Source organism: Eubacterium ramulus (assembly GCF_003122485.1).
Lineage (GTDB): Bacteria > Bacillota > Clostridia > Lachnospirales > Lachnospiraceae > Eubacterium_I > Eubacterium_I ramulus_A.
The window spans coordinates 1-13357 of sequence record NZ_JRFU01000086.1; the positions used below are offsets into that span (position 1 = coordinate 1).

A 13357-nucleotide genomic window follows, 5' to 3' on the forward strand; every position below is an offset into this window, starting at 1 on the left:
CACTGAGAAAGACTTGTTATTACTCACCACTTGCAGAAGTGGGAGTCTTCTCGACTGAGATAACCGCCAAAAACATCTTATTTTGCGCGCAAAAAAGACCTGCAAATCTTCTTTCGAAGACTTACAGGTCTTTAAACTCATTTTCATCATACGAACTGTCTGATTATGGTCTATGATACTTATTTTGCGTAATCTGTTACTCGGCTTTCACGAATAACATTTACCTTAATCTGACCCGGATATTCCAATTCAGCTTCAATCTGTTTTGAAACGTCTCTAGCCAGAAGTACCATATCTGCATCACTGATCTGCTCAGGTACAACCATAATACGAACTTCTCTGCCCGCCTGAACTGCAAAAGATTTGTCTACTCCCTTGAAACTGTTTGTGATATCTTCCAGTTTCTTTAATCTGTTTGAATATGTTTCCAGTGTCTCTCTACGTGCACCCGGTCTTGCTGCGGAAATCGTATCTGCAGCCTGTACCAGACATGCGATCAAGCTCTCCGGCTCAACATCGCCATGATGAGCTTCTACTGCATTGATAACGGTAGGGGACTCTTTGAACTTTCTACAAAGCTCAACGCCCAACTGGATGTGAGAACCTTCCATCTCGTGGTCAACAGATTTACCGATATCATGCAGAAGACCTGCACGTCTGGCAACTCTGACATCCACACCGATCTCTGCAGCAAGCAGTCCACTTAACTGTGCTACTTCGATGGAATGTTTTAATGCATTCTGACCATAGCTGGTACGGAATTTCATACGTCCAAGGAGACGTACCAGTTCCGGATGAATGCCATGTACACCTACTTCAAGTGTAGCGGCCTCACCTTCCTCACGGATCATACTCTCTACTTCTTTCTGTGCTTTCTCTACCATCTCTTCGATTCTGGCCGGATGGATACGTCCATCTACGATCAGCTTCTCAAGAGCGATACGTGCCACCTCACGACGGATTGGATCGAAACCGGACAGGATAACTGCTTCCGGTGTATCATCGATGATCAGATCTACACCTGTCATAGTCTCAAGAGTACGGATGTTACGTCCCTCACGACCAATGATACGTCCTTTCATCTCATCATTTGGAAGCTGCACAACAGAAATTGTAGTTTCGGCAACATGATCGGCTGCGCATTTCTGAATCGCATTTACTACGTATTCTTTTGCTTTCTTTCCAGCCTCTTCCTTTGCCTGATGCTCCATTTCCTTGATCAACTTTGCAGTATCCAGTTTCACATCTTCTTCAACTGTTTTCAGGAGATATTCTTTTGCCTGTTCAGAGGTGAGTCCTGAAATTCGCTCCAGTTCCTGTATGCGTTCTTCATTCAGCTTGGCAACTTCTGCTTTCTGTCGCTTAATCTCTTCTTCTTTTACCGCAAAGCTCTGCTCACGTCGCTCGATAGCTTCCAGTTTTTTATCCAGATTAGCCTCTTTCTGTTCTACACGACGCTCATTACGCTGAATCTCAGATCTGCGGTCTTTAATCTCTTTGTCAAGTTCGTTCTTTGTCTTGATGGACTCTTCCTTGACTTCAAGTAAAGCCTCACGTTTCTTCGTCTCAGCAGATTTCACAGCTTCATCAATAATTGCTCTCGCACGATCCTCTGCACTTCCGATTTTCTCATCAGAGACTTTCTTGAAATGTGCATTAGATGCTACGTAAGTAAGCAAGATTGCAACTACAGCAGTAATTACCACCGCAATGATAATCTGCGCCACAGGAGCACCTCCTTATTTAATTTTCATTGTACATATAACAATTTATATCTGGTATTATGTCATAAATTACAACTATTAAATTTTATACTTTTTTGTGCTTTCTGTCAAGCAAATAATACTAACCAGGGCACTAAACTGTATACAATCCATAACCGTTTCGACACAAAAATCCTTTTCATTTCAGGTAAATAATTCACCCAAAAGCACTTATATACACCGATATACGTAAATTTCCGACTTTGTCCATTATAAAGTAACAAAATCCGCAAACTTCCCTCATTCGATCAGATCCCCATTCGATGCCGGATAGTCTCAGGCCGAAAACCTCTGCGCATCAGATACTGATAAATCCGCTGTTTTTCTTTCTGATCCATCGTTTCCGCATCATAATGCTTCTTTTCCAGCAAACGGTCGATCAGCTGTTCTTCCTCGCCGGAATATTCGTCTTCCAGCGCCTGTTCGATCAGATCTGACGCGACACCGCGCTCATACAGCTTCATTTTTAACTGCAGCCGGCTCTTCTCCGTCTGATGATATCGGATGTATGTACAGGCATAACGATAATCATCTACATAATGGAAAGACTTCACATAATCAATAGCACACTGCACGATTTCCTCCGGATAACCGTTCTCCTGCAACTTCTGACGCAGTTGATACTCCGTCCGTTCCATTCTCTGCAAAATATACAGAGCTCGGCGCTTTGCACGTTTTTCCAAAATCTCCGTACAGATTTCATTCCATTCCTGGTCAGACAGCGTGCCTCCCTCTGTCATGCGATATTTTGCCGCTTCTTTTTCATAAATGGGAAAGGAAAGCCCTCCCTCCAGTCGAATGGTAAGCTTTCCTTTTTTCCCTCTGATAATCTCCTGTATCTGCATTATTCTGCGTCAGTCTGTGCAGCAGCTTCCACAAAAGCATCTGCACCGGCTCCTTCTGCCGTTTCTTCGCCTTCACCATCCAGATGATAGTACGCACGTACTTTTGCTTCGATTTCCTGGCAGATCTCCGGATTCTCTTTCAGGAATTTCTTGGCGTTCTCACGTCCCTGGCCGATTTTCTCGCCGTTGTATGCATACCATGCACCTGATTTATTGACCACGTCTGTATTTGCCGCCAGATCAAGGATATCGCCCTCTCTGGAGATTCCCTGTCCGAATACGATATCAAACTCAGCCTCTTTGAATGGCGGAGCAATCTTATTCTTAACAACTTTGATACGTGTATGGTTTCCAAGGATCTCACCAGCCTGTTTTAAAGCCTCTACGCGACGTACATCCAGACGGATGGATGAATAGAATTTCAACGCACGTCCACCGGTTGTTACCTCTGGATTTCCGAACATAACACCAACTTTCTCACGCAACTGGTTGATAAAAATAACGATACAGTTTGATTTGCTGATTACAGCCGTCAGTTTACGCAGAGCCTGTGACATCAGACGTGCCTGCAGACCTACGTGTGAATCACCCATATCACCCTCGATTTCTGCCTTCGGAACCAATGCCGCAACAGAGTCCACGATCACGATATCCACTGCACCAGAACGAACCATAGTCTCTGTGATCTCAAGAGCCTGCTCACCGTTATCCGGCTGGGAAATATAAAGATTATCAATGTCTACACCGATATTCTTCGCATAAGCCGGATCAAGGGCATGCTCTGCATCAATAAATCCTGCGATACCTCCGCGTTTCTGTACCTCAGCTACCATATGTAACGCTACGGTAGTCTTACCACTGGATTCCGGTCCGTACACCTCAATGATACGTCCTCTTGGCACACCGCCAAGTCCCAGCGCGATATCAAGGCTTAAGCATCCGGTCGGAACAGTCTCCACATTCATATGTACGCTCGGATCTCCCAGTTTCATAACAGATCCTTTACCATACTGCTTCTCAATATGCGCGATTGCTTCGTCCAGCGCTTTTAATTTTGCTTCTTTCTGAACTTCCATTTTATCATTTTTTGCCATACTTTCGTTTCTCTCCTTATCTGAACAGCCTGCGTTCCTGTTACATTTCTTCGAAAAATTTGTCATCAGCTGCAAATAATCGTTCCTGACTGATCATCCATCACACTCATACTTACATCTGCTCATGAACATTGCTCGCATTCATTTCCTGTCTATTTTTATTCAAAAGTGAACATTTGTTCGCGTCTGTTCCTATCATATTATAAATACCTTCAAAAGTCAATCCCGATTATAACATTCTGCCGGGTTCCTGTCACTTAGAAAAAATCGGCCTTTTACTATCTCTGTTTTTTATATTGTGTATAACGAAAAACTGTCCGGCATAACACCGGACAGCAATTTTTTTCAATGTATTTTTCCTATGCAAGTGCTTTCTGCAGTTCATCCTCAGTCTGTAATCCAACCGCGCGGTAAGCAACCTCACCGTTTTTGATCACAAGGATGGTCGGTATGCTTGCTACCTCAAACTCACGCGCAAGTTCCATCTGCTCGTCCACGTTTACTTTGCCAAATACTGCAGTATCTGCATTTTTCTCAGCAAATGTGTGGAAGATCGGAGCCTGCATCTGGCATGGTCCACACCAGGTTGCCCAGAAATCAAGCATTACCGGTTTCTCACTGTTTAATACTTTCTCGTCAAAATTTTCAACTGTAACTTCCAGAATTTCCATTTTATTTTCCTCCGTAAATAAAGCAGTATTTCCATATACAAAAAGCATATCATTACTGCAAAACCACTTCCGGTTCACAACATTTTATCTATGCATTTCCGAAAGCAAATTAATTAGTACCAAACTCAGACAGAACCAGACCTTCGTTTCGATCCAGTGTCATGCCAACACTCCATGCATTTACAAAGAGTAATAATGGATTGCCCTTCAGATCTTTGATCTTCTTCATATCAGAAGTACCACTTAAGTGATCCAGGTCAATATCCTTATTTTCAATCCAGCGAATGTGCTCATACGGCAGATTCTCCAGACGAATCTCTACATTATATTCATTTTCCAGACGGAACTTCAATACATCAAACTGCAGGACACCGACAACGCCGACGATGATCTCCTCCATACCGGTATTGTACTCCTGGAAGATCTGAATCGCACCTTCCTGCGCGATCTGGGAAATACCTTTGACGAACTGTTTACGTTTCATGGTATCTAACTGACGCACTCTTGCGAAATGCTCCGGCGCGAAAGTCGGGATTCCCTCAAAAGCGAATTTATCTTTTGCAGTGGTCAGTGTATCTCCGATAGAGAAAATACCCGGATCGAACACTCCGATAATATCTCCGGCATACGCTTCCTCTACGATTTTACGCTCCTGCGCCATCAGCTGCTGCGGCTGGGAAAGTTTCAACTGCTTGTTGCCCTGCACATGGAATACTTCCATGCCTGCCTTAAACTGTCCGGAACAGATACGCATGAATGCGATTCTGTCACGGTGCGCTTTGTTCATATTTGCCTGAATTTTAAATACAAACGCACTGAAATCTTCGGAAAACGGATCGATCTCGCCTTTGTTTGACATTCTCGGCAATGGTGAAGTGGTCATCTGCAGGAAATGCTGCAAAAATGTCTCCACACCAAAGTTGGTCAGCGCAGATCCGAAAAATACCGGTGACAGCTGTCCTTTGGATACCAGATCCATGTCAAACTCAGCGCTGGCGCCATCTAACAGCTCGATTTCTTCCTCTAACTGTTCTTTATAGTCTTCCCCGATTTCTGCCAGCAATTCCTCAGAATCCAGATCAAACTCTTTTTCCTCGCCCTCTTTGGTTCCTTTTAATGTATCAGAGAATGTCATAACTTTCTTTGTATTTCGATCATAGACACCTTTGAAATTTTTACCGGAACCGATCGGCCAGTTGATCGGGCAGGTTGCAATTCCAAGCTCTTTCTCTATCTCATCTAACAAATCAAAGGGATCGTTGGAATCTCTATCCATCTTATTAATAAATGTAAAAATCGGGATATGGCGCATCACGCATACTTTAAACAGCTTACGTGTCTGAGCCTCTACACCTTTGGAACCATCAATAACCATAACCGCCGAATCTGCTGCCATCAGGGTACGGTAAGTATCCTCGGAGAAGTCCTGATGTCCCGGTGTATCCAGAATGTTGATGCAAAATCCGTCATACTCAAACTGCAGTACAGATGATGTAACGGAAATACCTCTCTGTTTCTCAATTTCCATCCAGTCGGAAACTGCATGGCGCGCGGTTGCTTTTCCCTTTACGGAACCTGCAAGGTTGATCGCACCTCCGTATAACAGAAATTTCTCTGTCAGTGTTGTCTTTCCGGCATCCGGATGGGAAATAATCGCGAATGTCCTTCTTTTTTCTATTTCTTTGTGTAAATCAGCCAAATTTAGCCCTCCAACTTGTGTTTATCTTATCTTTCATAGCAAGATTTTTAAATATATTATTTCTAATCGATACTCAATCTTATCTATTGTAATAAAGGGAAAAACATCTGTCAAGAGCCAACCGAATGGCTTTTACAACATACTTTCTCCCGCAATATTCCATGACAGTCCAAAATAATCCAGCACGGTTGCTCCGATATCAGAAAAACTGCCTCGGGTTCCCATATTTTTACCATGTGGTAGATTTTTTCCATACATTATAAATGGAGTGTACTCTCTGGAATGGTCAGTGGAAGGTGTTCCCGGATCGCAGCCGTGATCCGCTGTGATCATCAGCACATCCTCCGGCTCCATGGCAGACAAAATTTTCGGAAGCTGCTGGTCAAAATAGGTCAGCGCCTTTGCATAACCAGACACATCATTTCGATGTCCATAGAGCATATCAAAATCCACCAGATTTACAAAGCATAATCCGTTAAAATCGCGTTCCATATACTCTAATGTCTTTTCAATGCCATCTGCATTATCCTGCGTCCGCACAAACTCTGTAATGCCTTTTCCGGCAAAAATATCATTAATCTTGCCAACACCGATCACATCATACTCTGCCTCTTTTAAAACATCCAGCATCGTATCCTGCGGCGGTTCCAGTGAAAAATCATGCCGTCTGGACGTTCTTGTATAGTTTCCGGAAGTACCGATAAACGGCCGTGCAATGACTCTGCCTACTCCCAGATCTCCCTGCAGCATCTGACGCGCGATCTCGCAGTCACGGTACAGTTCTTCCACCGGAACTACATCTTCATGCGCTGCAATCTGGAACACAGAATCAGCGGATGTATAAACGATCAGCGCACCTGTTTTCCTATGCTCATCGCCATAATCCTGAATGACCTGTGTGCCGGAATACGGTTTGTTGCACAGCACTTTGCGTCCAACAGCCTTTGAAAATTCATCCAGCATTTCCTGTGGAAATCCATTCGGGAAAGTCGGCATCGGCTTTTTGGAAATCAATCCGGCAATCTCCCAATGTCCGGTAGTCGTATCCTTACCTGCTGATTGCTCTGTCATCCTTGCAAATACACCTTCCGGTGCTGCATACGGTGTTTTCGCCGTCACACCATCAATATTGAATAATCCCAGTTTTTCCATATTCGGCATGGAAAATTCCGGGCTCTTTGCCACGGTTCCAAGGGTGTTGCTGCCTTCATCGCCATACTTTGCCGCATCCGGCATCTCACCAATACCAAAACTGTCCAGAACAATTAAAAATACACGTTTCATCTGCTGTTCCTCCTTGTCTGCGTTTTTTATCCTGTTACCCGAAAAAATCTGTTTTTCTTCGAATATCCATTTGTCTACAGTATAGCACATTCTCCTATTTTCTGTTCATCAATCACTCTCATTAAGGCAATTTTTTATATCACTGGCTCAATGGCGTGATCACGATATTTTCCGCTGAGATTCCGGTTTTTCTTTTTACAATATCTTCCACCTGCGCCCGTTTCGCATCCGTGACATCTCCCATATTCAACACCACATCCGCTTCATTATCCGTAATGCTGACTACTACGTCCGAAAATCCCTTTGCTTCCAGCAAAATTTCTGCCGCATTTTCCCGTTCTGCCACATCCGTCATTTGAATCATAGAATCAATAGCATCCTGTTTCTGTGCCTCTGCAATGGATGTATTATTGATAATCTCCAGTAATGTTTCTTTATTTTTGGAACGCACCTGCTCCCGATCCAGTTTCACATCTGCTGCAAACGCCAGTCCCTGTGCGTCTGCGGAAGTCTGTACTGTTTCCCCTGGGTTCTGCACATCTTCGGGATTCCCCTGATCCGTATCGTTTTGCGTGCTCTGATTCGCCTGATCTGATCCATCTTCTGACTGTGCATCTGCCGCACTGGCAGCCTGGGTATTATCCTCCGTATCCGTAAAAATCTCTCCAATCTGATCACCCTCAGAAATATCATATGTATTGTCCACATTGTCACCTGCGGTCTGAATCGCTTCATTTTCCGCCACGTTTGTCTTCGTATAGCTGATGTAGCCTGCCACAGCGATCATCAGAGCCAGTGCGGTAATAATAATCTGATTTTTCCGAAATATCTTTTTCAATTGGAATCTCCCTTCGTTTTCATTTTAACTATCTTTATTTTATGTGCATCCAGTCCAAATAATGCCTCCACCGCCTCAGAAATATTTTTTCTGACGCTTGCATCCGCACCTCCCTCTGCCACGATCAAAACTCCATCAATCTTCGGCAATATTTCTTTATTTACAAATGGTGTTTCATCCCCGTCTGATTGTGAAAAAACAGTCGATTCACTACTTTCCCGACTGCCGAAATTTTCCACCCCTGATGTTCCTGCGCTTCCCGTTGTTCCACCAGAAGAATTCTGCCCGGAACTCCCCGTGCCAGCATCCTGCCGCATTGTCACATCCTTTTCCACCACAGACTCTCCCTGATCCTGAAACGTGATCATCACCTGCACATTTCCGACACCTTCCATCCCCTCTAAAATCTGCGCCAGACGTGTTTCCAGTGTTTTCTCATAATCGGATTCCCCCGATCCGGTTCCATTTGTCTGCGCAATTTCTGTTTGTGCATTTTGCTGCTTTACAGTTTTCGAACTGCTCTTTCCAGTGGGCATGGCAACAACCAAAAGCAGCACCCCTGCCAGAAATAAGATCAGCCACTGATCCTTTTTCATCTTTTTCCATTTTTTCTCCCGCAGGAACTCTTTCAGATCCATTATGCCTCATACACCTCCACCTGATCCGCAGATATGCCACACGCCTGCGCCGTCTCCTCCTGCATACGCTGCCTGCTCTGTTCACTAGTAACCGCCGTCCACACTTTTACCTGAAGAATCGAACCGTCATCCTCTGACAAATTTACCTCAACCTGCTGCACCGGACAGCCATTCATCTCCCCCAGTTTTTCTATCATCTGCGCCACCGCATCCTTCGTTTGCACCTCATAATAAGCCTGCTGCTGCCGTTCCATATAAGAGAAATCAAGCTGACCGCTCTGTAACACATCCTCCTGTAAAAGTTCCCGCTCTAATGTCTGCTCCCAGTTTTTCTGCCCCAAAATCGAAAAAAGCGGACTCACAATAGTAAGTACAAACACCATTCCCGCAAAAAAGCGCACATATTTCCGATACGTTCCGTTAGGAAGCACCTGCAGCAAAATTGTCAGGAAAATCCCCAGAAAGATCATTCGTTTTACCCATTCCAATAACTCTGTCATACCGTCGCCGTCACCACCACCGCTATCGTAATCATGCACAATAAAATTCCTGTTCCCAATGCGCGAAACAGCAATAATGCGCCATCTCCCACACAGTCAATACATCCACAGATCCGTTTATCCGAAAACGGTTCCGCAAGTGCGCCCGCCATCTTATAGAACACCGAAAATATCAGCATTTTTAGCAGTGGTCCAATCGCCAGACACAATAACACAATCATCGCCGCTGTTCCGATTCCGTTTCGTATTACTGCCGCGGAGCCAAAAAAAATATTTCCAACTGCCTGCGCTGTATTTCCCAGTCCCGGTATCATGCTGATGGTCTGCGTCACAGACATTTTTTTCAGATTGTCCACAGACGGAGCGATCATCCGCTCGATCACATTCATGCCGGTCACTCCCGCCAGCAACAGACGCATCACCCAAATCAATCCCCGCTTCAATAACGCCGTCATTCGTGAAATCAGCTTTCCCGCCGTCATACAGTTCAACATCTGTAACACCACATACACATGAATCGCCGGGATCACCACATACAACAGCACACGCTCGATCAAATAAATCACAATCAGAGACAACTGATAAAACCCTACCGCTGCCACTTGCTGACTGCAAAACACCATCGTCATGCAAAATGCCGGAAGCAATGCTTCCATAAAACTGATCACCTGATCCAGTACGCCCTCCAAAATGCCATGAATCAGCAGATACGACCGCAGCAGCAATCCCATTAACAGCAAAAAATACAGATAAAATCCCGTTTTTGAAATCTGACTGTTCTCAAATACATTGATAAAATTCTGCAAAAACGCACAGGCCGCCGTCAGAAGCAAAATCTGAACAAACACCTGTCTACCTTCTTCCACATCTCCAAATGCACTGCGTAAAATCTGACGAAACAGTTCCTGCTTGTCTGTATTTGCATCTGCCAGCATCAGGCTTTTCACAAGTTCCCGGAAATATATATTTTCTGTGCCGGTATTCTCCTGCAACACATCCTGAATATCCGATAAAGGTAAATCAGATAATAAATCCTGCTGCATGCTATCGCTGTCCGATGTTCCTACATCATCAGTTCCTGCTTTATAGGAAATCTTATCAATTTGTACCTTTGGTACTTTTGCAAGATAACTATCATTTTTGTGAATGATTTGGGCATTCTCTATGTCCACAGGATTTGCTTCCGCCGCCTGCACCGGTTTCGCCCCAATACTTCCCCCAACAAGCAAAACACTCAACAGTACAACGTGTATCAAAAGCAATCGCATTTTCTCCATTCGCCGTTCTCTTTGATCTATCGCATCGACATTCTTTTTTTCAATTTTATATATCCCCACAGCACACTTATTTTTCATTCCATCCATGCCCATCTATCGTTCTATATCTTCTCCCAACATTGCCTATATTATTTCAAATACTTTTCATCTCACTTAATCTCAATCCTTCCAAAATCTATCATGCCTCAATAATCTTTCATTTTCTTCCACACTTTTACGCTCCCAACAGTCCCTCAATTGTTTCCAACAGTGTCAGTAACACTGGCACGCTTACCGCCATAATTGAGAACTTCGCAAACATTTCAATCTGACTTCCAATTGCAGAAAATCCAGCATCTTTGCAAATACCAGAAGCGAACTCTGCCACATAAGTAATCCCCATCAGCTTCACCAGAATTTTCAGCATCGCTGCATCAATCCCGGTATACTGTTCTATCTTCTGAATCGTTTCCATTACCACCTGCAGCCGGTTCATACTGAAAATCAGGATCAGAATAACAGCGGCCAGACTCAGATACAGAGCATATTCACTTTTCTGCTGTTTCAACAGCAATGCAAGAACTACCGCTCCAATACCAAGCATCGAAATCTGAATGATTCCCACCGTATGCTCCCTTCCTTCTCAATCTTGTTTTATAATGAAAATAAATTTTTAATCTTATCAAACAGGTCATAAATATAGGGTACAATCCAAAACAATACAATCACCAATCCCGTCAGACTGACCAGAAATGCGTGTTCCTCTCTGCCGCTGTGTTTTAAAACCTGTCCAATCACCGTAACCAGAATCCCCACCGCCGCTATTTTAAACAACAAATTGACATCCATACATGTCCTCCTGTAACCTCATCCACCGCAAAATCCCTTTTCCCGTATGTAACCTAATTTTTCCTTGTATCTTCTCTTCTGCATTAACTTGTTATAATTCTCAATCAACCTAATTTTCCTTCACCCTTCATCACATAGTAACTATTCCAACATACTATCTTGTCAGACCAGAACCAATATCACAAAGATTCCAGCTGCCATCCCAAGATAACGGTAAATACGTTTCTTCTCCTCCAACTCTTTCTGCACCTGTTCCTGCATCCGCTGCAACCGCTTTGCACATCCCTTCAAATGTTGTTCCTGCTGCGTCTGATCCAAAAATCCCAGATGTTTTCCAATCCGACAGACCTCGTCCAACTCCTCCGATTTCAAAAACAAATCTTTCTGCGCTTCACGAAACGCCTGCTCCCAGATTGTCACAAATTCTGTCCCACTTCCCTTTTTCATCTGCTCTACAATATGTAGCAACACAATAGAAATCTCCGGTCGCACTTTCTTTTGCACCTGCAACAATGCATCCTGAATGGGAAGCCGTTCATATCGGATCTCCGCTGCCAGTAATTCAGTCATTTCAATTAACGATTCCAGCATTTTTCTATGTAAATTTCCTGTGCGAAGTATCTCCCTGACAAATCCGACGCAAGCCACCAACACACAGACACTTCCCGTCAATTTTAAAAACATACATCCTCTTTTCCTGCTGTTTTCACCTGATACCTTCTCTTTCCATCTTCCTTCGAAATAACCACATATTTTCCAAACATCCGCTCATCCCTACACTTGTCCCACCCGGGCTTTTGAAACAGTTCCTCCAGACTTCCCGCATGTACCGTTGCCAGCAAATGACATCCACACCGCAGGGCATATTGCATGGCGAAAAAATCTTCCACTCCACCAATCTCATCCACAGCCAAAATTTCTGGTGCCATACTACGCACCAACAGCATCATTCCTTCCACTTTCGGACATCCATCCAATACATCTGTCCTTATTCCAACATCATTTTGTGGAATCCCGTGTAAACATCCGGCAATCTCTGAACGCTCATCCACCAGTCCAATCCGTTTCCCGGGATGTATTTCATCTCCATTTGAAAACAGTCGAATCAGATCCCGTAAAAACGTTGTTTTTCCAGTTCCCGGTGCAGATAGCACAAGCGTATTTTCCGGTTCCCCATGCTTCCATAACTGCTCGTACACCGTTTTTCCGCATCCTTTTCGCTCTCTGGCAATACGGATGTTCAAGTATAAAATTGGATAAATCCTACCGATTGTCCCTGCTTTCTGCGTCACCTGACCGCACACACCGATTCGATGTCCCCCTTCCACTGTCAAAAATCCCTGCCGAACTTCCTCCTCGTAAGCATAAAGCGAATACTGTGACATCAGCGTACTCATCTGCCGCAGATCTTCTACAGTTACCGATAGGCACTGCCTGTCCGGAAAGCTTACCAACGTATCATTCTTCAAAAAATACGCTCCTCTTGCAGTGACCAGTTCTATCGGTTGATTCACCCGTACCCGAATTTCCTCCAGTTCTCCGGCAAACATTTCAAAAATATTCGCCTGCAAAAAACACTCCCTGATTCTTATGGAAAATAACCTCAAAATCTGCTCCATCGCATCACTCCATTCGGCAATTTTTTCAAAAATTTATTCCAGGTTTTCTTTATACCTTATGCCATCCATTTTGTTAATTGCCATAGTCTAATATATGTATTACAGTTCATCTTAGAACAAAAAAAACTTACACTTTTATTCCTATCTCTGGTTCTTATACATTCTCTTAACATTTAAATTCAATATTTTCATTAACTTCCTGTTTTTTTATATTAAGCCAATCATTTCGTGTTGATTCACACTGTAACTTAAACGAAAAAATCCTGAAAAAGTATCCCTGCAAGGCGTCTTAGCCTGCAGG

14 protein-coding genes are annotated in these 13357 nt (G+C 43.8%); all 14 read right to left on the minus strand.

Going from position 1 to position 13357, the window contains the following annotated elements:
• Nucleotides 1-179: 179 nt before the first annotated feature.
• Nucleotides 180-1682: a ribonuclease Y gene (gene rny, locus LG34_RS07660; protein ID WP_370770487.1), complete on the minus strand. Its 1503-nt coding sequence runs from the start codon at nt 1680-1682 to the stop codon at nt 180-182.
• A gap of 329 nt (nt 1683-2011) precedes the next feature.
• Nucleotides 2012-2608, minus strand: a complete 597-nt coding sequence (locus LG34_RS07665) for a regulatory protein RecX (RefSeq protein WP_109215547.1) — start codon at nt 2606-2608, stop codon at nt 2012-2014.
• Nucleotides 2608-3702: a recombinase RecA gene (gene recA, locus LG34_RS07670; RefSeq protein ID WP_181369323.1), complete on the minus strand. Its 1095-nt coding sequence runs from the start codon at nt 3700-3702 to the stop codon at nt 2608-2610. Before recA ends, LG34_RS07665 begins: the two co-directional genes overlap by 1 nt.
• 359 nt (nt 3703-4061) lie before the next feature.
• Entirely contained in the window at nt 4062-4373 is a 312-nt protein-coding gene (gene trxA / locus LG34_RS07675; protein WP_109215558.1) for a thioredoxin, read from the minus strand.
• Between the two features lie 109 nt (nt 4374-4482).
• Nucleotides 4483-6072 (minus strand): peptide chain release factor 3, encoded by a 1590-nt coding sequence (locus LG34_RS07680; RefSeq protein ID WP_109215548.1) that lies wholly within the window; start codon nt 6070-6072, stop codon nt 4483-4485.
• A gap of 132 nt (nt 6073-6204) precedes the next feature.
• Nucleotides 6205-7356 carry a phosphopentomutase gene (locus LG34_RS07685; protein ID WP_109215559.1) on the minus strand — a complete coding sequence of 384 codons (1152 nt, stop codon included), beginning with the start codon at nt 7354-7356 and terminating at the stop codon, nt 6205-6207.
• A gap of 139 nt (nt 7357-7495) precedes the next feature.
• Nucleotides 7496-8194, minus strand: coding sequence for a SpoIIIAH-like family protein (locus tag LG34_RS07690; protein ID WP_109215549.1), 699 nt, complete (start codon nt 8192-8194; stop codon nt 7496-7498).
• Entirely contained in the window at nt 8191-8832 is a 642-nt protein-coding gene (locus tag LG34_RS07695; protein WP_109215550.1) for a stage III sporulation protein AG, read from the minus strand. Before LG34_RS07695 ends, LG34_RS07690 begins: the two co-directional genes overlap by 4 nt.
• Entirely contained in the window at nt 8832-9371 is a 540-nt protein-coding gene (locus LG34_RS07700; RefSeq protein WP_146190203.1) for a stage III sporulation protein AF, read from the minus strand. Before LG34_RS07700 ends, LG34_RS07695 begins: the two co-directional genes overlap by 1 nt.
• Nucleotides 9329-10609 (minus strand): stage III sporulation protein AE, encoded by a 1281-nt coding sequence (locus tag LG34_RS07705; RefSeq protein WP_158582178.1) that lies wholly within the window; start codon nt 10607-10609, stop codon nt 9329-9331. Before LG34_RS07705 ends, LG34_RS07700 begins: the two co-directional genes overlap by 43 nt.
• Nucleotides 10610-10823: 214 nt before the next feature.
• Nucleotides 10824-11213 (minus strand): SpoIIIAC/SpoIIIAD family protein, encoded by a 390-nt coding sequence (locus LG34_RS07710; protein WP_109215553.1) that lies wholly within the window; start codon nt 11211-11213, stop codon nt 10824-10826.
• Nucleotides 11214-11242: 29 nt separating this feature from the next.
• Nucleotides 11243-11437, minus strand: coding sequence for a stage III sporulation protein AC (gene spoIIIAC / locus LG34_RS07715; RefSeq protein ID WP_109215554.1), 195 nt, complete (start codon nt 11435-11437; stop codon nt 11243-11245).
• 162 nt (nt 11438-11599) lie between these two features.
• On the minus strand, nt 11600-12121 hold the full coding sequence (locus tag LG34_RS07720) for a stage III sporulation protein AB (protein WP_109215555.1): 522 nt from the start codon (nt 12119-12121) through the stop codon (nt 11600-11602).
• Nucleotides 12112-13056 (minus strand): stage III sporulation protein AA, encoded by a 945-nt coding sequence (gene spoIIIAA, locus LG34_RS07725; RefSeq protein ID WP_109215556.1) that lies wholly within the window; start codon nt 13054-13056, stop codon nt 12112-12114. The genes LG34_RS07720 and spoIIIAA overlap by 10 nt, the downstream gene beginning before the upstream one ends.
• Between the last annotated feature and the right edge of the window lie 301 nt (nt 13057-13357).